Source organism: Streptococcus oralis SK610 (genome assembly GCF_000257455.1).
GTDB lineage: Bacteria > Bacillota > Bacilli > Lactobacillales > Streptococcaceae > Streptococcus > Streptococcus oralis_CB.
The window spans coordinates 1-23,183 of record NZ_AJKQ01000019.1 but is presented as its reverse complement, the minus strand read 5'-3'; the positions used below and the strand labels follow the sequence as shown (position 1 = coordinate 23,183).

The following is a 23,183-nucleotide window of genomic DNA, read 5'->3' as shown; positions in this document are numbered from 1 at the left end:
AATGTGCTATACTAGTAAGGTTGATAATCTCAACCCTTGGTGCTTAGCTTCTTTCACCAAGCATATTTTACGCGGGAAACTGCTAAAGGAGAAAACATGAAAAAATTAACTGTTCGTGACATGGCAAACATCGCTATTGTTGCTGCTATTTATGTGGTCTTGACTATTACGCCACCAATCAATGTTCTTAGTTTTGGGGCGTATCAGTTCCGTATTTCAGAAATGTTGAATTTCTTGGCATTTTACAACCCTAAATACATCATCGGTGTGACGATTGGTTGCATGATTGCTAATTTATTTAGTACTTTTGGTATGATTGATGTCTTTGTCGGTGGAGGTTCTACCTTAGTTTTCCTTAGTCTAGGGGTATGGCTCTTTGCAAAATACAGCAAAGATTACCTCTTTAACGGATTGATTCGAAAAGACCATTTCTTCTTTTCAATCCTCTTCTCCATTTCAATGATTACCATTGCAGCTGAACTTCATATCTTGACAGAAGCTCCATTCTTCTTTACTTGGTTTTCTACAGGGATTGGAGAGTTTGCATCGCTTATCGTTGGTGCAATCCTAATCGGAAAACTGGGACAGCGAATTGATCTAACAAAATAAGAAGTTTATAAGCTAGATTCTTGCCAGGTCTAGCTTTTTTCATTCCAGAAAATTAAAAGAGAGCGCTTGACAAGAACTAGGAACTATAGTATACTTTTTAGGTAAGCTGATTTAGCTCAGTTGGCAGAGCGCATCCATGGTAAGGATGAGGTCGCCGGTTCAATCCCGGCAATTAGCATTAAATAGATAGAAAAAACCCTTATTTACAAGGGTTATTGTTATGTCTGCCCCAAATTTTTCAAAGATATTTCTTATGCACCTGTATAAATGAAGCAAAGAGTTTTGGCTGTTGACAAAAGTGACTCTATCTAGTAGAATAGTAGATGCGATGAGTCGATAGGTAGTCTTCGGACTGCTATTGAGCATAAGGAGGTCATAACGCAGGAGCGGACCTTGATGAGTTGTGTGAACCTGCTCATCACATGAAGATGCCTCTTAGTCCCTGGTCAATGACTAGGGATTTTTAGTTTTCAGAAAATATAGTCTAAAAATGCTTTTCAATTTTTGGAAAAAGTAGTATAATACATCTATTATAGAAATTTTTAGAAAATTCCGAAAGAGGTTATTTATGGGATATACAGTTGCTGTAGTCGGCGCGACAGGTGCTGTCGGAGCTCAGATGATAAAAATGTTGGAAGAATCAACACTTCCAATCGATAAAATTCGTTACCTTGCTTCTGCACGTTCAGCAGGCAAAACTTTGAAATTTAAAGACCAAGATATTACGATTGAAGAAACGACTGAGACCGCTTTTGAGGGTGTTGATATTGCACTCTTCTCAGCAGGTGGTTCGACATCAGCTAAGTATGCACCATACGCAGTTCAAGCTGGAGCGGTAGTAGTAGATAATACATCTTATTTCCGTCAAAATCCTGATGTTCCTTTGGTTGTTCCAGAGGTCAATGCTCATGCACTTGATGCCCACAACGGGATTATTGCCTGCCCTAACTGTTCAACAATCCAAATGATGGTGGCTCTTGAGCCAGTTCGTCAAAAATGGGGCTTGGACCGTATCATCGTTTCAACTTACCAAGCGGTTTCAGGTGCTGGTATGGGAGCGATTCTTGAAACACAACGTGAACTCCGTGAAGTCTTGAATGACGGTGTGAATCCACGTGATTTGCATGCGGAAATCTTGCCTTCAGGTGGTGACAAGAAACACTATCCTATCGCCTTTAACGCTCTTCCACAAATCGATGTCTTCACGGACAATGATTACACTTACGAAGAGATGAAGATGACTAAGGAAACGAAGAAAATCATGGAAGATGATAGCATCGCAGTGTCTGCAACATGTGTGCGTATTCCTGTCTTGTCTGCTCACTCTGAGTCTGTTTACATTGAAACAAAAGAAGTGGCTCCAATAGAAGAAGTGAAAGCAGCTATCGCAGCCTTCCCAGGTGCAGTTCTTGAAGATGATGTAGCTCATCAAATCTATCCACAAGCTATCAATGCAGTTGGTTCACGTGATACCTTTGTTGGTCGTATCCGTAAAGACTTAGATGCTGAAAAAGGAATCCATATGTGGGTTGTTTCAGATAACCTTCTTAAAGGTGCTGCCTGGAACTCAGTTCAGATTGCAGAAACGCTTCACGAACGTGGATTGGTTCGTCCAACAGCTGAGTTGAAATTTGAATTAAAATAGTCATATCGTTTAGGAGTTCAGATGAACTCCTTCTTTGAAATAGAGAGGTGTTTCTCATGTCTTATCAAGATTTAAAAGAGTGTAAAATCATCACAGCCTTTATTACCCCTTTCCATGAGGATGGTTCCATCAACTTTGATGCCATTCCAGCCTTGATTGAGCATTTATTGGCCCATCATACAGATGGAATTCTTCTAGCTGGAACGACTGCTGAGAGTCCGACCTTGACCCACGATGAGGAGTTGGAACTCTTTGCGGCTGTACAAAAGATTGTTAATGGACGTGTTCCTTTGATTGCGGGTGTAGGTACCAATGATACACGTGACTCGATTGAATTTGTCAAAGAAGTCGCAGACTTTGGTGGCTTCGCTGCTGGACTTGCTATCGTACCATACTACAACAAACCTTCTCAAGAAGGCATGTACCAGCACTTTAAAGCTATTGCAGATGCATCAGATTTACCTATTATCATTTATAACATTCCAGGGCGCGTGGTTGTCGAATTGACTCCAGAAACTATGCTTCGTTTGGCAGACCACCCAAATATCATCGGTGTTAAAGAATGTACCAGCTTGGCTAATATGGCTTACTTGATTGAGCACAAGCCAGAAGAGTTCTTGATTTATACAGGTGAGGATGGAGATGCCTTCCATGCTATGAACCTTGGTGCAGATGGGGTTATTTCTGTTGCCTCTCATACAAATGGGGACGAAATGCACGAAATGTTCACTGCCATTGCAGAAAGCGACATGAAGAAAGCTGCAGCTATTCAGCGTAAATTCATCCCTAAGGTCAATGCTCTCTTCTCTTATCCAAGTCCTGCACCTGTCAAGGCAGTTTTGAACTACATGGGATTTGAAGCTGGACCAACTCGTCTACCTCTCGTTCCAGCACCAGAAGAAGATGCCAAACGCATTATCAAAGTTGTTGTAGATGGCGACTACGAAGCGACTAAGGCAACTGTAACTGGTGTTTTAAGACCAGATTACTAACAAAGACAATAAAATCCATGACCGCAAGAACGATCATGGATTTTTCTTATTTTCCTAAACAGAATTGGCTAAAGAGTTGGGTAATGAGTTCATCAGGTGCGGCATCTCCAGTAATTTCTCCGAGAATTTCCCAAGTACGGGTCAAATCTACTTGAAGCAAATCAACTGGCATACCCAGTTCCAGCCCTTCGTTAACAGCTTGTAAGCTTTCGACTGCTTTTTCAATCAAGGAAATGTGACGGGCGTTGGACAAGTAAGTAGCATCTTGCTCGACCAAGCCAGCATTTTCAAAGAAGAGGTCATTAATTCGTTCTTCAATCTTATCAATGTTTTGGTTTTTAAGAACTGAAATACGGATGACATCTTCTGGAAGTTCAGAAGTTTCAATCGCTTCAGGCAGGTCAGTTTTGTTGAGAAGAATGATTCGATTAGTATACTGACTGATTTCTAAGAGTTGGCGATCTTGGGCGGTCAGTGGTTCACTGGCATTTAGCACTAGTAGCACCAAGTCAGCTTCCTTGAGGGCTTTTTTCGAACGCTCGACACCGATTTGTTCGACGATGTCATCTGTTTCCCGGATACCAGCTGTATCAATCAATTTAAGAGGAACACCATTGATATTGACGTATTCTTCGATGACATCTCGAGTAGTACCTGCGATGTCTGTTACGATGGCCTTATCTTCACGAAGGAGATTATTGAGAAGACTGGATTTCCCAACATTGGGACGGCCGATGATGGCAGTTGAAATTCCCTCACGAAGGATCTTACCGCGACGGGCTGTTCGAAGGAGATTGGTTAGCAACTGCTCAAACTCCATAGTCTTCTCGCGGACAACAGCAGTAGTGGCTTCCTCAACATCGTCATACTCAGGATAGTCGATATTGACCTCAACTTGGGCAAGCGTATTGAGGATTTCTTGGCGGGTATTATTGATAAGATCAGAAAGAGAACCGTCCAATTGTTTGACTGCGATATTCATGGCCTTATCTGTCTTGGCACGGATGATGTCCATCACCGCCTCAGCCTGAGTCAAATCCACACGACCGTTTAGAAAGGCACGCTTGGTAAATTCACCGGGTTCTGCCAACCGAGCTCCTTCACGGATAGCTAGCTGGAGAATCTCATTGGTCACCGCAATCCCACCGTGGGTGTTAATCTCGATAATGTCTTCACGAGTGAAGGTCTTTGGAGATTTCATAGCCCCAACCATAACCTCGTCCATGACCTTACCAGTTTGAGGGTCAACGATGTGACCATAGTTAAGAGTATGGCTAGCAACCTGGCTCAAGTCTTTTCCTTTAAAAATCTTTTGCGCAATGGCAAAACTGTCTGCTCCGCTCAAGCGGACAATACCAATAGCCCCTTCGCCTAGTGGAGTAGAGATAGCAGCGATAGTATCAAATTCACGTGTAATCATACTAATTCCTTTTGTATTTCTTTTCTTAGGATATGTATCCAAACATCTCTTCAAATTGTAACAAATTTAGGTTATTTCTTCAATGGAAGCTACTTGGAGATTGAAAAAGCCTAAGCAATTCTGCTTAAGCTAGTTTATTTGGTGCGCATTTCCCCTTGTGGGAAGTAAGTTCCTTCTGGCATGTCGTTGATGATGACATGAACGGCAGATTGAGGTGCTCCAGTATTACGGACAACAGCTTCCGTTATTTCCTTAGCAAGAGCTTTCTTTTGCTCGAGCGTGCGTCCTTCAAATAAATCAATGCGTACAAATGGCATAATAGCTTCCTCCACTAGTTTTTGATTTCTTCTATTTTACCACATTTTGCCGTTTAAAGCTTCAGAAAATTATGATATACTAGAATGTAGCAAAAATTTAGAAATGGACGTGAAATAGAAGCATGGCACAGTTGTATTATCGTTATGGGACCATGAACTCTGGTAAGACGATTGAGATTCTCAAGGTGGCCTATAACTACGAGGAGCAAGGAAAGGGAGTTGTGATTATGACTTCGGCTCTGGATACGCGTGACGGTGTTGGCTATGTGTCGAGTCGAATCGGTATGAAACGCCCAGCCATTGCGATTGAGGAAGCGACGGATATCTTTGGCTATATTCGAGACTTACCTGAAAAACCTTACTGTGTGCTAGTTGATGAGGCTCAATTTCTCAAGCGTCACCATGTTTACGACCTAGCTCGTGTTGTTGATGAGCTAGATATACCTGTCATGGCTTTTGGTTTGAAGAATGACTTTCGAAATGAATTGTTCGAAGGTTCAAAATACCTCTTGCTCTTAGCAGATAAGATTGACGAAATCAAGACTATCTGTCAGTATTGTAAGAAAAAGGCGACTATGGTGTTGCGTACGCAGGATGGTGTACCAGTCTATGATGGCGAACAAATTCAGATCGGTGGAAATGAAACTTATATCTCAGTCTGCCGTAAACATTATTTTGCCCCTGAAATCAATAAGGAGAATGAAGAAAAATGAACATCTATGATCAACTACAAGCTGTAGAAGACCGTTATGAAGAATTAGGAGAATTGCTCAGTGACCCAGATGTCGTCTCAGACACCAAGCGTTTCATGGAGCTTTCGAAAGAAGAGGCTTCTACTCGTGATACGGTAACTGCCTACCGTGAGTACAAACAAGTCCTTCAAAACATCGTTGATGCTGAAGAGATGATTAAGGAATCAGGCGGAGATGCTGACTTGGAAGAAATGGCCAAGCAAGAACTCAAAGATGCCAAGGCTGAAAAAGAAGAATACGAAGAAAAACTGAAAATCTTGCTCCTTCCAAAGGATCCAAACGATGACAAGAACATCATCCTAGAAATCCGTGGTGCAGCTGGTGGAGACGAAGCAGCACTTTTCGCTGGTGACCTCCTAACCATGTATCAAAAATATGCTGAAGCCCAAGGCTGGCGCTTTGAAGTCATGGAGGCTTCTATGAATGGTGTCGGCGGTTTCAAAGAAGTGGTTGCCATGGTTTCTGGTCAGTCTGTTTACTCTAAGCTTAAGTATGAATCAGGTGCCCACCGTGTACAACGTGTCCCAGTGACAGAAAGTCAGGGTCGTGTTCATACTTCAACAGCGACAGTTCTTGTCATGCCAGAAGTGGAAGAAGTAGAGTACGATATTGATCCAAAAGACCTTCGTGTTGATATCTACCACGCATCTGGTGCTGGTGGTCAGAACGTCAACAAGGTTGCGACTGCCGTTCGTATTGTTCACTTGCCGACCAATATCAAGGTTGAGATGCAGGAAGAACGTACCCAGCAGAAGAACCGTGAGAAGGCTATGAAAATCATTCGTGCGCGTGTGGCTGACCATTTTGCACAGATTGCCCAAGATGAGCAAGACGCTGAGCGTAAGTCAACTATCGGTACTGGTGACCGTTCAGAACGGATCCGTACTTACAATTTCCCACAAAACCGTGTTACAGACCACCGTATTGGCTTGACCCTTCAAAAACTAGATACCATCTTGTCTGGTAAATTGGATGAAGTTGTAGACGCTTTGGTCCTTTACGATCAAACACAGAAATTAGAAGAATTAAACAAATAATGAAACTAGCTCAATTATTTTCAGATTTTGAAGAAGAGTTGATAAGACAAGGAGAGGAAGCTGAAAGCCTCTCTTTTGTCTATCGTAGCTTAAAAAATCTCTCTTTTACGGACTTTGTCTTTGCCCTCCAGCAAGAGGTAACAGAGGCCGAAAAACAATTTGTAGAAGAAATTTTCCAGCAGTTGGCGTCCCATAAACCAGCTCAGTATATCATCGGACAGGCAGATTTCTTTGGAATGCAGTTAAAAGTGGATGAGCGGGTTTTGATTCCTCGTCCAGAAACAGAAGAGTTGGTGGAACTCATCCTAGCTGAAAATCCTAAAGAAAATCTCAAGAACTTGGATATTGGTACTGGAAGTGGTGCAATAGCCCTCGCACTAGCAAAAAACAGACCAGATTGGTCAGTGACAGCAGCAGATATTTCCCAAGACGCCTTAGAGCTTGCATCAGAGAATGCTAAAAATCAAAATCTTAATATATTTTTTAAAAAATCTGATTGTTTTGCAGAAATTTCTGAAAAATATGATATAATTGTATCCAATCCACCCTATATCTCTCGTGAAGATGAGTCAGAGGTCGGTTTGAATGTTTTGCATTCGGAGCCTCATTCAGCTCTCTTTGCAGATGAGGACGGCCTAGCTATTTACCGCAGAATTGCGGAAGATGCAAAAGACTATCTCACAGATGGTGGTAAGATTTACCTTGAAATTGGATACAAGCAAGGTCAAAGTGTTCCTGCGCTTTTTAGGAAACATCTTCCTGAAAAACGGATACGAACACTCAAGGACCAATTTGGTCAAGATAGGATGGTTGTAGTTGATGATGGACAGGATTAGACAAGAGTTGGAAAAGGGCGGAGCTGTTGTTCTACCAACTGAGACAGTTTATGGCCTCTTTGCTAAGGCCTTAGACGAAAAAGCTGTCGACCATGTTTACCAACTCAAACGTCGTCCTAGAGATAAGGCACTTAATCTTAATGTCGCTTCTCTAGAGGACATCTTGCACTTTTCAAAGAATCAGCCAACTTATCTACAAAAGCTTGAAGAGACCTTTTTACCAGGTCCCTTGACCATTATCCTCGAAGCTAATGACAGAGTTCCCTATTGGGTCAATTCTGGTCTTACAACTGTTGGATTTCGGATGCCGAGTCACCCCATTACCCTTGATTTGATTCGAGAGACAGGACCTTTGATTGGGCCGTCTGCCAATATTTCGGGTCAGGCGAGTGGAGTGAACTTTGCTCAAATTCTAGAGGATTTTGACCAAGAGGTTCTGGGTCTGGAGGACGACGCTTTTCTAACTGGACAGGATTCGACGATTTTGGATTTGTCTGGAGACAAGGTGAAAATCTTACGCCAAGGGGCAATTAAACGAGAAGATATTCTTGCTCGGTTGCCAGAGATTTCTTTTGAGGAGGAATGAGATGCTAAGAAATTTGCAAGAAACAGATGTGAATGCTATATGTGACATTAACAAAGAGGCTTTGGGTTATTCTTTTAGTCCAGAGGACACAGCTAGTCAACTAGCTAAATTATCTCAGGATTCTCATCATTTCCTACTTGGCTATGAGGATGCAGCCAATCATGTCTTACTTGGATATGTCCACGCTGAAGTTTATGAATCTCTCTATTCCAAAGCAGGATTTAATATCTTAGGCTTAGCGGTTTCGCCTCAAGCGCAAGGGCAAGGTATCGGTAAAAGTTTACTGCAAGGGTTGGATCAAGAAGCAAAAAGACGGGGTTATGGGTTTATCCGCTTAAACTCTGCTGATCATCGTCTGGGAGCTCATGCATTTTATGAAAAAGTTGGTTATACTTGTGATAAAGTGCAGAAACGGTTTATTCGCATCTTTTAGTTTATTTTCTTATTGGAAAAACAAACTAAAGGACCAGTCACACTATAAAGGAGAAGACCTATGATTTTTGACAAAGACGATTTTAAAGCATACGATGCTGATCTCTGGAATGCTATCGCCAAAGAAGAAGAACGCCAACAAAACAACATTGAGTTGATTGCTTCGGAAAACGTGGTTTCCAAGGCTGTTATGGCAGCTCAAGGGTCTATCTTGACGAATAAATACGCTGAAGGTTACCCAGGACGCCGTTATTATGGTGGGACAGATGTGGTAGACGTGGTAGAAACTCTAGCTATTGAACGTGCAAAAGAAATTTTCGGTGCTAAATTCGCTAATGTTCAACCTCACTCAGGAAGCCAAGCTAACTGTGCGGCTTACATGGCCTTGATTGAGCCTGGTGATACCGTTATGGGGATGGATTTGGCAGCAGGTGGACACTTGACCCACGGAGCTCCAGTTAGCTTCTCTGGTCAAACCTACAACTTTGTGTCTTATAGTGTAGATCCTGAAACGGAACTCTTGGACTTTGATGCTATCTTGAAACAAGCCCAAGAAGTAAAACCAAAACTAATCGTAGCAGGTGCTTCAGCCTATTCTCAAATTATCGACTTCTCAAAATTCCGTGAAATCGCAGATGCTGTTGGGGCTAAGCTTATGGTCGATATGGCCCATATCGCTGGTTTGGTGGCAGCCGGACTTCACCCAAGCCCAGTGCCATACGCTCATATCACTACAACAACGACCCACAAAACCCTTCGTGGACCACGTGGTGGATTGATCTTGACAAATGATGAGGACCTAGCTAAGAAAATCAACTCAGCTATTTTCCCTGGTATTCAAGGTGGTCCTTTAGAGCATGTTGTGGCGGCTAAGGCGGTTTCATTCAAAGAAGTTTTGGACCCAGCATTCAAGGAATATGCTGCTAATGTCATCAAAAACAGCAAGGCTATGGTTGAAGTCTTCTTGCAAGACCCTGATTTCCGTATCATTTCTGGAAGAACTGAAAATCACCTCTTCCTAGTGGATGTGACTAAGGTTGTTGAAAACGGAAAAGTTGCTCAAAACTTGCTAGATGAAGTTAATATTACCCTAAATAAAAACTCAATCCCTTACGAAACTTTGTCTCCATTCAAGACAAGTGGGATTCGTATTGGATCTGCAGCCATCACTGCACGTGGATTTGGTGAAGAAGAATGCCGTAAAGTGGCTGAACTCATCATTAAAACCCTTAAAAATGCAGAAAATGAAGCTGTCTTAGAAGAAGTGAGAAGTGAAGTAAAAGCGTTGACAGATGCCTTCCCACTATACGAGGACTAATACTTTTATGGACATTTATATTAAGAAAGCTATTATCCATCAGTTCAGCCCAGACGATACGGAGTTGTTCTTAGCGGATAAGTTTCTCAATATCACTCCAAAAATCGAGGAATACCTACGTAAAAAAATCGAACGCGTGTATTCAGATGAAGCAAAGACTGGGATTTTCGAAGAAGAAAATCCCTTCTTCAATCACATCACAGACGATTTGTTGGAGACATCAATAACTCTGGCTAATCTCTGGAAAGAGGAGTTCAGCATTTCTGAAAACCTCAAGACCAATGACTTGGTTTTTGTTCAGTTTTCTAAAGAAGGTGTAGAGCATTTCGCTTTCTTGCGAATTGCCCTGCGTGAGACCTTGACCCACCTAGGGGGAGAAGTTGATAATCCAATCAAGCTAACTCAGAATAACCTGCCTGGATTTGGAACGGGAGCTGACGAGGCCTTGGTGGTTAATCTACAGAGTCGCAAGTACCATCTCATCGAGAAACGCATCAAGTGCAATGGGACTTTTTTGAACTACTTTTCAGAAAATCTTCTTGCTGTCGCTCCTAAGATTTCTCCTAAGAAATCCATCAAGGAACTGGAAAAAACGGCCCAGAGAATTGCTGAGTCCTTTAACACAGATGATTTTCAGTTTCAATCCAAGGTCAAATCAGCGATTTTCAATAATCTTGAAGAAAGCAATGAATTGTCTCCTGAGAAATTGGCTAACGACCTTTTTGACAACAATCTGACAGCTCGTTTGAGCTTTATCGACCAAGTCAAGGAAGCCATACCAGAACCAGTTCAATTTGATGAAATTGATGCCAGTCGTCAGCTCAAGAAATTTGAAAACCAAAAACTTTCCTTGTCAAATGGAATCGAGCTCATCGTTCCAAATAATGTTTACCAAGATGCGGAGTCTGTTGAGTTTATCCAAAATGACAATGGAACCTATTCTATCTTAATCAAAAATATCGAGGATATTCAAAGTAAATAATGTTTAAATTTATAAGAAGAGTGCTTGTGCTAGCAGTCTTCCTTTTCGCAGGATACAAAGCCTATCATATCCATCAGGATGTTAAACAAGTCATGACCTACCAACCCATGGTTCGAGAAATCTTGAGCGAAAGAGATACTCCAGCCAATGAAGAGTTAGTTCTCGCTATGATTTATACGGAAACAAAGGGAAAAGAGCGGGATGTCATGCAGTCTAGTGAGTCTGCTAGTGGCGCTACCAATACTATCAAAGACGATGCCTCTAGTATTCGCCAAGGGATACAGACACTAACAGATAACCTCTATTTGGCACAGAGCAAAGGAGTAGATGTCTGGACCGCCGTTCAAGCCTATAATTTTGGGCCTGCCTATATCGACTTTATCGCTCAGAATGGCAAGGAAAATACTTTGGCCCTAGCCAAACGTTACTCCCGAGAAACGGTCGCTCCTATCCTTGGTAATACTACAGGGAAGACCTACACCTACATCAACCCAATTTCTATCTTTCATGGTGCAGAACTCTATGAAAATGGTGGAAATTATTACTACTCGAGACAGGTTCGCTTTAACCTGTATATTATGAAATTCTTTAATTTCTTTTAAGCATCTGGTTTGACCAGGTGTTTTTCACTATAAGCTTTCTTTAAGATTGTTTTATTACCCTAGAAAGGTAAAGGAGGGAATATCCCATGAGAAAGAAATTCTTTCTAACAAGTGCTGCAGTATTGTGGGCCGCAACAGCTATGACAAGCGTCCACGCAGCAACCGATGTTCAAAAAGTAATCGATGAAACCTATGTACAACCAGAATATGTCCTAGGTTCTTCTCTATCTGAAGACCAAAAAAATCAAACTCTTAGCAAACTTGGCTATGACGCATCAAAAGACACCAAAGATATCAAAACTATGACACCTGATATCTATTCGAAAATTATGAATGTAGCTAATGATGCTAGCCTACAGCTCTATTCGTCAGCCAAGATTCAAAAGCTGGGTGATAAGTCGCCTCTAGAAGTTAAGATTGAAACGCCTGAAAATATCACCAAGGTGACGCAGGATATGTACCGTAACGCAGCGGTGACGCTGGGAGTGGAGCATGCAAAAATCACAGTTGCAGCTCCTATTCCAGTTACAGGAGAGAGTGCCCTAGCTGGGATTTACTACTCGTTAGAGGCCAATGGTGCCAAAGTACCACAAGCCAATAAAGACTTGGCCCAAGAAGAGTTAAAAGCCTTGTCTGATATCAATGCTGAAAACAAGGACAAGTCAGGTTACGACGCCAATAAGCTCAATGTGGCTTTGGCAGATATCAAGGCAGGAATTGCAAAGGCAAAAGAAGCCAAAGGAAATCTGACAGAAGAGGATGTCCGCAAAATTGTAGAAGACACACTAAAAAATTACAAACTCGATCAGGTTATAACAGGAAATCAGGTCAATATCATCATCAATTTTGCACTCAACCTCTCAAAGAGTGACATTTTGAACAATGCTGATTTCACTAAAACCCTAAAAGACCTCAAGGATAGCATTGTTTCCCAAGCTGGAGATAGCTTTAAAAATATCAACCTCAACTTTGATGCCAATAAAGCGCTAGAAGACGGGGGCAACTTCTTTAGCTCCCTTTGGCAAGCCATTGTCAACTTCTTCAAGAGTTTTGGTGCTTAGGTCATTTCATGATATAATAGATGGTAACAGAAATGTTGCCGTCTTTTTTTGTCGGCCGATAGAAAGTGAAAAATATGTTAAAGAAAAATGATATTGTAGAAGTTGAAATTGTCGATTTGACCCATGAAGGTGCTGGGGTTGCTAAGGTAGAAGGTTTGGTTTTCTTTGTAGAAAATGCTCTACCAACTGAGAAAATCCTCATGCGCGTCCTTAAAGTCAATAAAAAGATTGGCTTTGGGAAAGTTGAAGAATACCTTGTTCAGTCACCTCATCGTAACCAAGACCTAGATTTGGCTTATCTACGTTCAGGTATCGCTGACTTGGGGCATCTTGCCTATCCAGAGCAGCTCAAGTTTAAAACCAAGCAAGTCAAAGACAGTCTCTACAAGATTGCTGGTATTAGAGATGTAGAGGTTGCTGATACGCTTGGTATGGAACATCCAGTCAAGTATCGAAATAAGGCGCAAGTGCCCGTTCGTCGAGTGAATGGTGTCTTGGAAACTGGTTTTTTCCGTAAGAATTCGCACGACCTTATGCCACTCGAAGATTTCTTTATCCAGGATCCTATCATTGACCAAGTCGTAGTAGCTCTTCGAGATTTGCTTCGTCGCTATGATTTGAAACCTTATGACGAAAAGGAACAGTCTGGCTTGATTCGGAACCTTGTGGTGCGTCGTGGGCATCATTCAGGACAAATCATGGTTATTTTGGTGACAACTCGACCAAAAGTTTTCCGAGTGGAGCAGTTGATTGAACAAGTCATCAAGCAGTTCCCAGAGATTGTGTCTGTCATGCAAAATATCAACGACCAGAATACCAATGCGATTTTTGGGAAAGAATGGCATACCCTTTATGGTCAAGATTACATTACGGACCAAATGTTGGGAAATGATTTCCAAATCGCTGGCCCAGCCTTCTATCAGGTCAATACTGAAATGGCTGAAAAACTCTATCAAACAGCCATTGACTTTGCGGAGTTAAAAGAAGATGATGTGGTCATTGATGCCTATTCTGGTATCGGGACGATTGGCCTTTCTGTTGCGAAACACGTCAAGGAAGTCTATGGTGTTGAAGTCATTCCAGAAGCAGTAGAGAATAGCCAGAAGAATGCTTCTTTGAACAAGATTACTAATGCCCACTATGTCTGTGACACAGCTGAAAATGCCATGAAGAAGTGGCTCAAGGAAGGGATTCAACCCAGCCTTATACTAGTGGACCCACCACGCAAGGGCTTGACCGAGAGCTTTATCAAAGCAAGCGCTCAAACAGGAGCAGACCGTATTGCCTATATCTCCTGCAATGTCGCAACCATGGCACGTGATATCAAACTATATCAAGAATTGGGATATGAATTGAAGAAAGTACAACCGGTGGACTTGTTTCCTCAAACGCACCACGTAGAGTGTGTGAGTTTGTTAGTGAAACGTAGTTAATCCTCAAAAGGTTCCCCGAACCTTTTGAGTTCCACAGACGCATCACGTTGAGGCAGTATCACTGCTTGTACGAGCTACAGAGTAGAGAAGTGAAAGTAGAAAAGTAGTTTATACTCTTATAAAAAATCTAGAAAATTTATAGTAACAATACTAACTTACAGGAGTTAATAACTTTTTACAATATTACTTCAGTAAACAATTAAAATTTTTAGTCTTTAGTATAAAATGTTCTTTTATGGACTAATTATGTGCTAGATAATGGACAGAATAATTAGCACATAGAAAGAGAAAAATTGACAGATGGACTAAGGTAGAATTGTCAGTAACTGTGACCGAATGGTTAAGTTTTTGGGGTTTTAGTGGTATAATAAACAATATGAATAAGCTGTTTGGGGAGGACGAAATGACTGATAGTAATAAAGTGAAGAAAGTTGAAAAAGACTCTATAAAAATTCCCTTAGACAGCTCAACAAACGTCTCTGAGAAGATAAAATTGGGACAAAATACTACATCTATTTCTGTTTTGGCTGATACCTTTAGTAACTTTCAAGCAACTGTAAATGCTAATATTATTTCAGAATTAATTGCAACTTCAAATGTATTAAGTTCAGCTAAATTAGTAAATTTTGCTAATTTGACGACTCCTTTAGTAAGTCTGCCTTCATTAATTCAAGTGGAAAAAAGCGCTATTAATGTCATGTCAGAAGTGGTTGCGTCGTACAATAAAACGTTATCAAGTACACACTTGCAAGCAATTCAAAACATTGCAGATTCTGCAAAAAATTTAATTGCTAGCTATCAAATTGATTATTCAAAGATTTTTAGTGGCATCAATGAACTTTTAAAATCACTGCCTTCGATTTATACAAAAGAAGAAATTGAGCAGATTATTTCTCGAGTTCAACTGCTGGCAGAAAATGGATGGGTTATTTATTTTCGTGATAGAAGTGTTTATCAACGTTTACTTGCTGAGGAATGGAATACCTTGGAGGACGAATGGATAGAGCTGCTTAGGGATAAACTAAAAAATGAGGATTTTATTATTGACTTACAAAATTCGCCGTGTTATTCAGCTCCTCTTGTAAAATCAATGGTTGATTGCTACTTTAATCGAAACTTTTATGCAGCATACACTCTGGGAAGTTTGGCAATTGATGGTGCACTAAATAGAATTTCAGAAATGACTTCATTAGAGAAAAAAATACCAGTAGGTCACCGAGCGATTAAAGAAATTGATAGTATATTTATTGATAAGTCGTTTAGCGATGTAGGACTGATGCACTGGCTGTATAGTTTCTTCAAAGATACTAATAGATTTACACTTGATGTACCAAATCGTCATATGATTAGTCATGGTCGGTGGGAGAAAGAAATCGAAGAACAAGAGTTTTTGAAGTTATTTAATGCAATGTTGTATATTTGTGATGAGTATGATTATTGGGAAGAAGTTATTCGTTATGAACAAGACAACTAAGTATTTTGGGAGGTTAAACACCTATGCTTGAAATATATCCTTTTATTCAGGAGCTAGTTAAGTGTGAAACGACCATACAGAAAATAGAAGTTTTCAATAGATGGAACCTTCATGAGTCTAGAGTTTTGCTATTTGATGAAGAAAAGTCAAATTTTGGTAATATAGGCAAATCGTTTAGATATGGAAAGTTTAATCTGATTGGTTTGGGAGATTACCAAAAAATTTGGGTTATTGATAAAAATACTGTGAATGCTAAGGATAATTTCTTACCTGTTGCCAGAATTATCAATTACGACCTAAACATTTTTACCTACATACATGATTTATATAGAGGAAGAAATGTTCCAGATAAGGAGAATTTAATTAGATTTTTACACGAGATTAAATCGTTGCGTCTAACAAATAATATTTCAACTGCTTTAATGGAAAGATATACCACCCCAATAAATCGTGAATTATTAGCTAAAATGATTGAAAGTTATGTTTATTTTGATAGCATTAATTTTGAATTATTTCAATCTAATGTGCCTCAGACTCTAAAACCAGATAAATATATTTGGATGAAAGAAATCTGGGAAGATGCAGAAAACTACCTAAGCAATGATGAGGTGATACAACAGTATGAGGCAGTGTGTTGCTATATATTGAAAGCATTCATTTTGAAAAATACAAAAAATCTTTCTACAAAAGTTAAAGTCGCTGAGTTTAAACGCTATTGTTTTGAGGATTTATGCGTATTTTTAGAATTGGAAATGACTTTATTAATACTTTTTTTGAAAAATGATAGTGCTGTTCAAGAAATATTTAAAAAGTTGCAGCTAGGGGCTAAGAATTTAATTGATAAAATACATAATACAGCATGGGATATTTTTCATATAAGACTATTGGAACAAAGTACTTTATTCAATTGTATTGAAAACTCAGATGTGATTTATCTCCATTATTTCGCAACTGCGGATTCTGGGGTGGCTGAGGTATTGCGAGTCAATCCGATTAAAATGCTGGTTTATTATAATGAAAAACTTATACCTATACGTCGATATGATGCAGTAGATTTCTTCACTCAAGATGAATTAGATTTTTATACTACTGCAGAAAAAATTACATTACGTGCGACGAAAGTTCAGAGTATTGATTTCTGTTCTATAAAGCAAGGATTGGTCAGTGAGTTAGGGGATTTCCTTACTAAATAAATTTTAATAGTTCCGTTCTATAGTATTATTCCAAAATCACTTTTACATACTTTCGTTCTATAATATAGAAGTTTGCTAGCACCACACGTTGAGTGTGTGAGTTATTTAGAGAAACGTAGTTAATCCTCTAACTTTTTCATTTTAAGGCAAGAAGGCTCCAAAGCTCCACTGGAGCTTTGAACTCCCCGAACCTTTTGAGTTCCTCAAACGTATCACGTTGAGGCGGTATCACTGCTTGTACGAGCTGAGATATCAGTGAAGTAGAAGTAGATGCTCCACCCATGGGATAGTACTCGTAGAATGAGGAGGGAAACCGATGAAATGATACGGTAAGTCCGAACCGCTGAGTGCGTAGGGTTGCTTGTAAAAGAGTAAGAACCTTGTAATGATGCAATAATGAAAAGCTTTGATTGTAAGGCTTTTTGTGATATATGAGGAAGTATCAGACTGAGAGCAGCAGTTGAGAGTCTTGGTCCGATGAGGGTGTTACTGAGTTTTTATTTCCAATTACACATAGGGGACACATTCATTTCCAATGATCATGGCTTTATGGGAATGAATGTGTTCCCTCTTGTATATGAAACTTAGGCAAGATTTGGTCTTGTGGAAATTTGCAGATGTTGTTGATGAATTTCTTAACATAGTTTGAGTTTTAATTTTTAGAAGATTAATTAGACTGCTCAAGAATATAGATCTGATGTGGTAGCTAAGTGGCAAAAGCTAGAGCAAGGAGCGAATCTTCTCCATAAGTACTATGCAAAGCAGATGTATCAGATACTAGATTTAGATAAATTTGATGGAGTTATCATGAATCAAGTTCTCGACCACATCAGTATTTCAGAATCTGGACAAATTGTAGTAACTTTCCTAGAAGGAACTGAGGTAGATTTATAAGAAACAATGACAGGGAAGTTGCTAGTTTTTGGTACTTTTCATGATATAATATATTAAAAATAACTTTAGGAGAAACTATAATGGCTAGAGCAGACGTGGAAGCTATATTAAAAAAGATATCTATAAATGATGGCGGAGCTTTATGTTACGAAGAGAAGCAATTCTTAATCAAAAATGAGGTACCAGCTTTTCAAAATTTAGAGTTTAAGAAAATTTTAAACAATGGTGCAAACGGTATCACGTTTATTGTTTTTCATAAGTATTTAAAAATTGAACAACTAGTCAAGTTATATTTTATAACTGATGATAAAATTGAAATCAAAGCAATTGAGGAAACCAAAAAAAATAGTAGTGTGAAACTAGGTGATACTATTGCAAGGGTATATGATAGTGGTAAATTGCTTTTTCCAGTACATGTTTATTACTCGATTATGGAATTAGTAGAAAACTCTTTAACATTAAAGGATTATTTGAAAGTTAGAACAAGTTTTATCTCAGCGTTAAAAGAGATTTCTTCATCTGAAATAATGCTAGAGAAAAATTCTCTGTTTGATATTATTCTTCAGGAGGGAGTGAATCTGTGTATTTATTTTTTGAGAGATATTTCGTATTTGATAAAGTACAAGATAAGACACGGAGATTTGAATCCAGGAAATATTATGATTGGAGGATCAATATTAACTGATAACCTTAGTGATTTAATTGATAAATATAATAAAGTCAAGAAAAATAAAAAATGTATTCCAGTTGAATTTGAGAAAATCAAACAAGAAATATTATGTTATAAAAATATTTTCTATAATGAAGTATTTGTGGGTGAAATTAGGCAAAATAGATTACAGGTTAAATTAATTGATCTAGGTACTAGCCATGTAAACCCAAGTACTGTCGAAAAGACTAATCAGAGGGATTCATGGTTTATTTTCTCAACAATTAGAGATATTTTAGCGCCGATATTTGAGGAGTTGTCAATTGATTTTCATGATTATTTTTATTTGAAACAAGTTGGTCAAAGCCATGTAAAAAAATTAGAATATAATTTCAAACTAGAAGAGTATTCTGAATTAAGGGACTACTATGAATCTAACCTGTGTCCTTCTGTTCAATTTCATGTTGAAAATGGTAAATTGGATTTATCAACTCTTTCTATTGATAAAAAATGTAGTATCATAAAGCAATGGAGCACTCACAATTCATTTTCTGATGAGTTAGATATACTAATTCAAGAGTATATGAATAGTCCTCTATCAACTGTTTCAAAGGTTGATGATATAATTGTTAAAATATTAATCGAAGAAGGAGAAATTTTCAACAATTTACAAATCCTACCTCATAAATTGCAATTTAAACTGGTTTCGAAGGAATTGATGTTTGAGAGTAGTACTCAATATAATGGACAGATTCCTTATCAAATGTTAAGTTATGAAATGTTCAAGTTTGTAGCGGTTACGAACTTATTACTTGGCTTAATATTTCATCAAGGAAACTTAAATTCGTTAGAAGACCAATCTAATCCAATTTATAGAGATCTAGCAAGTATTATTAATTATAATAATGTATCTTCTGTTGAAGATGTTTCACATAGATTTTTTATTTCAGAAATTTTTGATTATAAATTTTATGAAACAGGTAGTATACTTTTAAATTTAAATAAAGAAAAGAAGCTATGGTCTAACAATATTTTAATTGATTTTGATTCGTACATTAATGATTTTATACAAGCTGTTGAATTAGTCAAATAGTATAATTCTAACAATTTTTAGACTAAATTCTGTTTGATAGTATGGGAATTCACTATTACAACATGTAAAGTGTCTTAGCTTGTTAGTGAAACGGAACTATTCCTCAAAATATAGGAACTAAAACCCCATTATTTTAAGATGAAAACTAGATTGGTTTTAAGGAGGTATTATATTGATAGAGAGCAGACCTGAGTTTGATAAAATCACATCCTTTGATGAGTTTAATAAATACTACTGGTATCGTGACGAACTTTCACAGATATGCAAGTCATTAGGGATTGAATATAGAGGTACCAAACAAGAACTCAATCATATTATTGAGCAGTACTTTAAGGGGAATTTGATTAAAAAATCATCAATAAAAAGGAAAAAGAAACAAGTAGAAGTTGTTACCTTAAATACGCCCTTACTTGAATGTGGATTCTCCTTTAATGCACACTTTAGAGAATATTTCTCAACTTTAACAGATGTTTCACCCTTCAAATTTACTGCTGATATGGCGACAGCTTGGAGAAAAGTCAAAAGAGAACATGATTTGAGTTTTACAATCCAAGATATGCTAAAAGTTTATTATGGAGATTCAGATTATGCCAAGTATGATCATTCGGTTTGTCAATGGAATCAATTTTTAAAGGATTTCTATTCAGACGAAAATAGTGTCAACTACTCGAATAAACTAAAAGTAGCTTCTATTCTTTGGAAAGAAGTTAGAAATTCAAAAAATGAAAAAATTTATTCAAAAAAACTTTTGACTGAACATGCTGATAAAATAGACGAGTATGACAAGTAGAAATGTCAGTCTAAACTAACAGTTTATAAGGAGGAATACCATGCTAGGAGCAATTATTGGAGATATTGTAGGTTCAGTTTACGAATGGAATAATATCAAAACGAAGGATTTTCCTTTATTTCGGAAAGACTGCTTTTTTACAGATGATACAGTCATGACCTGCGCTGTTGCTGAGGCTATCATGAAGGATGGTCGGAAGGATGACTTTATTGATGCCATGAAAAAGTACGGCAGAATGTATCCCGATGCAGGCTATGGTGCTCGGTTTAGTAGTTGGATAAATAGTGACAATCGTGAGCCTTATAATAGCTTTGGAAATGGATCTGCTATGCGTGTTTCTCCCTGTGCTTGGGTTATGGACTGTGGCTTTTGTGCGAGAACGGGTATGACACCATCAACTAGAAAACTTGCACGACTTTCAGCAGAAGTGACTCATAATCATCCAGAAGGTATCAAGGGAGCCATGGCGACAACTGATGCCATCTTTCTTTGTCGTTATTACTTTGGAGGTTATTGCGGGGATTATGAGCAACCAATCAATGACAATCCTACAGAGTGCAAAAGACAGATCAAGGATTATATTGAGCAGGAATACGGCTACAATCTATCTCAAACTCTAGATGAAATTCGTCCTAACTATCGTTTCAATGAAACCTGTCAGGATACCGTACCCCAGGCCATTATAGCATTTCTAGAAAGTAGAGACTTCGAAGATGCTATAAGGAACGCCATTTCCCTTGGTGGGGATAGTGATACTCTTGCTGCCATCACAGGAAGTATCGCAGAGGCAGCCTATGGAATTCCTGATTGGATTAAGGAAAAGGCTTATTCCTACCTAGATGAGCCGTTAAAGGATGTCATTGAACGATGGGAGCTTTTCATAGCAGGAAAATGATGGTTTAGTTAAGTAGAAAGGTGTCACCTATGGAATTACTTGATGAGTATAAAAAAGAAAAAGTGATAGACGTTATCACAAATATTTTAACCGCTATTCACCTGAAAAATACGAAGACATTATGAATTATGTCGACGAATCAGAGATTGACGATTTAAATGAATTTTTTGGTTATGTTGAAAAGACATTAGAATTAAATGATTTTGATACGATTGATGAGTATGGTGTGGAATGTCATTTCAATCCGCCTTATGAGTATTCTCAATTGGAGATTTATGATTATGATGACCAGACTGGGTTTGCTGTTGATTATGATTTGACTTCAAATTCTGAATTAGTAGATATGGTGTTACAAGCAGAGTTTCTATATACCGATAATGGCTATACAGTAAGATTTCTTAATGTCGATCCTGGTTAGGAAAAGTTTAATAAGCAATATCCTTGATACACTATTTATACAGGCATTTAAGATTTTCTTGAATGTCTTTTTTGTATAAGAGTAAGATCAAAGCTTTTAAACTATCAAGTTTTCCTATCAATAGATCAATTGTCTTTAAATGCATTTTATGAATGAATCTAAATGGTTATAGAAAGTTATTTCTAGTATGTTCGTGCTATAATAGTTTTAGGCTTCATTTTTGGGAGAGGTAAATGAAAAAATATAAACATTTATTCTGGCTTTCTGGCTTGGTAATCGTATCAATTTCGCTGTTTTCATTGAATGCCTGTAGTTTGGGTGGCGAAACCATTCCCCAAAATAGAACAAAGGAACAGTACGAGTTTGAAAAAACGTTTGATTCCATGTTTAAATTTTTGGAACAAGAGCAGAAGGATTTTAATGGGCTGGAGGCTTATAAAAGTAGAGTCTATATAAAAAATGGTGACGAAGTCAAAAGATATGAAATTGACCTAGATATTACCAAGGCAGATGGTAAGGGTGACTATAGAATACAAATCGGAGAAAACAAAAAAACGGTTCCCGTTAGTTATTCTAATGGCAAGTTGCATTACGATTCGGATATAGACCCTTTATTTGATGAAGAGATTCTTAACTTAGTTGTCAAAAAAGATGTTTTTGACTCCTTGAATGTAAAAAGAACGATAAGAACCGGAACGACAGAGCTTAATGAAATTATCTACCAGCCAGAAACTCACTCTGAACTCTTTCAAAAACTGAAAAGCAAATATGATCTACCAGAGGAAACAACATGCCAAATCAGGGTAGATCACTCAGATAAAACAAATTATGGGATTACAATACAGTTAACATCGAAAGAGAAGTCTGTCAAAATTGGTTTAACTATTATTAAAAAACGGGGCTAACGATTTAGGAATGTTATTGAAAAGAGTTTTTTAACTCTGAGAAGGATTTAAAGGTGACTATGAAGGTAAAATTTAAAGAAACGAATAAAGTATTTTTCAAAATAGTAGAAGTAGAGGGAGAAAAGTATATTCTAGATTTGACGACTGTTAGACCAAAATCCTATTTCTGGGGTTCTCTTCCCGATGAGATCACTGCAAAAATGCAAAAGTTAGATAAAAGAGACACGCGTTTTGAAAGTGTGGCTCCAACTATGAGTAAATCAATTGGGGTTGCAATTGGAACAGCAATAGGGGGTTCTGGCTATCGGCTTGTGACAAATTTTTTTAGAAACAATGGGATTAGTCACAATCTTCCTTTAAAGATAGTTTTATATGGCCTATTCATTTTCCTAGCTTATCTTGTTTTCTGGTTCATTGCTATAAGAGCTCGTCATAGTGTCCAAAAAAGACTTGAGAATAAAGTTTCAAATTATCAAATAACCTTTAAACCAGTTGAAAGAAAACGTCAATTAAAACATTACAAACTTCTTCCTTTTATCCTTGTTCCGACTCTAGGATGTTTTACTTTTTATCTAAATATTGTTGATGGGACAGAGGGTGCCATACTCGTTATTAATAGTATTCTATTATTGGGATTTTTTACAGTGATTTTAGGCATGTCACCACTCCGAGAAAGTGTCGAGAAGCAAGAGATTATTTTTAATAGAATAGAGAAGTTATAAGTTAAGATGAGAGCCGTTTTATGATCCTCTTTTGCAGGTCACATGGGTCAATTTATCAGAAAAATTAGGGAACTGATTAGAAAGTGTTTTGAGGAATAGACGTGGAATTAAAATTTAAAAATTCAAGT

23 protein-coding genes, 1 tRNA gene, 1 pseudogene and 1 riboswitch are annotated in these 23,183 nt (G+C 38.2%); of the genes and pseudogenes, 23 read left to right on the top strand and 2 right to left on the bottom strand.

What is annotated here, in order from left to right; genetic code table 11:
- Positions 1–2: 2 nt before the first annotated feature.
- Positions 3–99, top strand: a riboswitch (PreQ1 riboswitch).
- The 4 genes from HMPREF1115_RS07210 (at position 97) to dapA (ending at position 3,246) form a co-directional block, all read left to right on the top strand.
- Entirely contained in the window at positions 97–609 is a 513-nt protein-coding gene (locus tag HMPREF1115_RS07210; protein WP_000737312.1) for a QueT transporter family protein, read from the top strand. Its footprint overlaps the riboswitch before it by 3 nt.
- A 105-nt stretch (positions 610–714) precedes the next feature.
- Positions 715–787: transfer RNA gene (locus tag HMPREF1115_RS07205), tRNA-Thr, on the top strand.
- Between the two features lie 390 nt (positions 788–1,177).
- Complete coding sequence (locus HMPREF1115_RS07200) at positions 1,178–2,254, top strand: aspartate-semialdehyde dehydrogenase (protein WP_000542494.1); 1,077 nt, start codon at positions 1,178–1,180, stop codon at positions 2,252–2,254.
- Positions 2,255–2,310: 56 nt separating this feature from the next.
- Complete coding sequence (gene dapA / locus HMPREF1115_RS07195) at positions 2,311–3,246, top strand: 4-hydroxy-tetrahydrodipicolinate synthase (RefSeq protein WP_000121600.1); 936 nt, start codon at positions 2,311–2,313, stop codon at positions 3,244–3,246.
- Positions 3,247–3,292: 46 nt separating this feature from the next.
- Here the strand turns inward: dapA and mnmE are convergent, their stop codons facing one another.
- Both mnmE and HMPREF1115_RS07185 read right to left on the bottom strand, forming a co-directional pair.
- Complete coding sequence (gene mnmE / locus HMPREF1115_RS07190; RefSeq protein WP_000632710.1) at positions 3,293–4,666, bottom strand: tRNA uridine-5-carboxymethylaminomethyl(34) synthesis GTPase MnmE; 1,374 nt, start codon at positions 4,664–4,666, stop codon at positions 3,293–3,295.
- Positions 4,667–4,800: 134 nt separating this feature from the next.
- Positions 4,801–4,983, bottom strand: a complete 183-nt coding sequence (locus HMPREF1115_RS07185) for a 4-oxalocrotonate tautomerase (protein ID WP_001117395.1) — start codon at positions 4,981–4,983, stop codon at positions 4,801–4,803.
- A gap of 122 nt (positions 4,984–5,105) precedes the next feature.
- On the opposite strand from HMPREF1115_RS07185, the gene HMPREF1115_RS07180 reads away from it, so the two are divergent.
- The 19 genes and pseudogenes from HMPREF1115_RS07180 to HMPREF1115_RS07095 all read left to right on the top strand — a co-directional run bounded on the left by HMPREF1115_RS07180 (position 5,106) and on the right by HMPREF1115_RS07095 (position 23,055).
- The gene (locus HMPREF1115_RS07180) at positions 5,106–5,696 is read left to right on the top strand and encodes a thymidine kinase (protein ID WP_000068116.1); all 591 of its coding nucleotides are present in this window, start codon (positions 5,106–5,108) and stop codon (positions 5,694–5,696) included.
- Positions 5,693–6,772, top strand: coding sequence for a peptide chain release factor 1 (gene prfA / locus HMPREF1115_RS07175; protein WP_001028815.1), 1,080 nt, complete (start codon positions 5,693–5,695; stop codon positions 6,770–6,772). The genes HMPREF1115_RS07180 and prfA overlap by 4 nt, the downstream gene beginning before the upstream one ends.
- Positions 6,772–7,608 carry a peptide chain release factor N(5)-glutamine methyltransferase gene (prmC, locus tag HMPREF1115_RS07170; RefSeq protein WP_000761868.1) on the top strand — a complete coding sequence of 279 codons (837 nt, stop codon included), beginning with the start codon at positions 6,772–6,774 and terminating at the stop codon, positions 7,606–7,608. Before prfA ends, prmC begins: the two co-directional genes overlap by 1 nt.
- The gene (locus HMPREF1115_RS07165; protein WP_000969278.1) at positions 7,592–8,194 is read left to right on the top strand and encodes an L-threonylcarbamoyladenylate synthase; all 603 of its coding nucleotides are present in this window, start codon (positions 7,592–7,594) and stop codon (positions 8,192–8,194) included. The genes prmC and HMPREF1115_RS07165 overlap by 17 nt, the downstream gene beginning before the upstream one ends.
- A 1-nt stretch (position 8,195) precedes the next feature.
- On the top strand, positions 8,196–8,627 hold the full coding sequence (locus HMPREF1115_RS07160; protein ID WP_000945724.1) for a GNAT family N-acetyltransferase: 432 nt from the start codon (positions 8,196–8,198) through the stop codon (positions 8,625–8,627).
- A gap of 60 nt (positions 8,628–8,687) precedes the next feature.
- A complete protein-coding gene (glyA, locus tag HMPREF1115_RS07155) occupies positions 8,688–9,944 on the top strand; it encodes a serine hydroxymethyltransferase (RefSeq protein WP_000575501.1) in 1,257 nt (418 codons plus the stop codon).
- Positions 9,945–9,951: 7 nt separating this feature from the next.
- A complete protein-coding gene (locus HMPREF1115_RS07150) occupies positions 9,952–10,926 on the top strand; it encodes a nucleoid-associated protein (protein ID WP_000356099.1) in 975 nt (324 codons plus the stop codon).
- Complete coding sequence (locus tag HMPREF1115_RS07145) at positions 10,926–11,528, top strand: lysozyme family protein (protein ID WP_002893258.1); 603 nt, start codon at positions 10,926–10,928, stop codon at positions 11,526–11,528. Before HMPREF1115_RS07150 ends, HMPREF1115_RS07145 begins: the two co-directional genes overlap by 1 nt.
- Before the next feature lie 86 nt (positions 11,529–11,614).
- Positions 11,615–12,589: a DUF1002 domain-containing protein gene (locus tag HMPREF1115_RS07140; protein WP_001227376.1), complete on the top strand. Its 975-nt coding sequence runs from the start codon at positions 11,615–11,617 to the stop codon at positions 12,587–12,589.
- Positions 12,590–12,663: 74 nt separating this feature from the next.
- Positions 12,664–14,022 carry a 23S rRNA (uracil(1939)-C(5))-methyltransferase RlmD gene (gene rlmD / locus HMPREF1115_RS07135; protein WP_000914612.1) on the top strand — a complete coding sequence of 453 codons (1,359 nt, stop codon included), beginning with the start codon at positions 12,664–12,666 and terminating at the stop codon, positions 14,020–14,022.
- 403 nt (positions 14,023–14,425) lie between these two features.
- A complete protein-coding gene (locus HMPREF1115_RS07130; RefSeq protein ID WP_002882417.1) occupies positions 14,426–15,496 on the top strand; it encodes a hypothetical protein in 1,071 nt (356 codons plus the stop codon).
- A 23-nt stretch (positions 15,497–15,519) separates the two neighbouring features.
- Positions 15,520–16,689, top strand: a complete 1,170-nt coding sequence (locus HMPREF1115_RS07125; RefSeq protein WP_000890154.1) for a hypothetical protein — start codon at positions 15,520–15,522, stop codon at positions 16,687–16,689.
- A gap of 699 nt (positions 16,690–17,388) precedes the next feature.
- Complete coding sequence (locus tag HMPREF1115_RS0102170; RefSeq protein ID WP_000226084.1) at positions 17,389–17,583, top strand: hypothetical protein; 195 nt, start codon at positions 17,389–17,391, stop codon at positions 17,581–17,583.
- 80 nt (positions 17,584–17,663) lie between these two features.
- On the top strand, positions 17,664–19,325 hold the full coding sequence (locus tag HMPREF1115_RS07120) for a hypothetical protein (protein ID WP_000090043.1): 1,662 nt from the start codon (positions 17,664–17,666) through the stop codon (positions 19,323–19,325).
- 172 nt (positions 19,326–19,497) lie between these two features.
- On the top strand, positions 19,498–20,115 hold the full coding sequence (locus HMPREF1115_RS07115; RefSeq protein WP_000573119.1) for an SAP domain-containing protein: 618 nt from the start codon (positions 19,498–19,500) through the stop codon (positions 20,113–20,115).
- 40 nt (positions 20,116–20,155) lie between these two features.
- Positions 20,156–21,010: an ADP-ribosylglycohydrolase family protein gene (locus HMPREF1115_RS07110; RefSeq protein ID WP_000900007.1), complete on the top strand. Its 855-nt coding sequence runs from the start codon at positions 20,156–20,158 to the stop codon at positions 21,008–21,010.
- A gap of 29 nt (positions 21,011–21,039) precedes the next feature.
- Positions 21,040–21,428: pseudogene (locus tag HMPREF1115_RS07105) on the top strand (DUF7668 domain-containing protein).
- Positions 21,429–21,661: 233 nt separating this feature from the next.
- On the top strand, positions 21,662–22,333 hold the full coding sequence (locus HMPREF1115_RS07100) for a hypothetical protein (protein WP_000760097.1): 672 nt from the start codon (positions 21,662–21,664) through the stop codon (positions 22,331–22,333).
- A 59-nt stretch (positions 22,334–22,392) separates the two neighbouring features.
- Positions 22,393–23,055: a DUF443 domain-containing protein gene (locus tag HMPREF1115_RS07095; protein WP_000865036.1), complete on the top strand. Its 663-nt coding sequence runs from the start codon at positions 22,393–22,395 to the stop codon at positions 23,053–23,055.
- Positions 23,056–23,183: the final 128 nt, after the last annotated feature.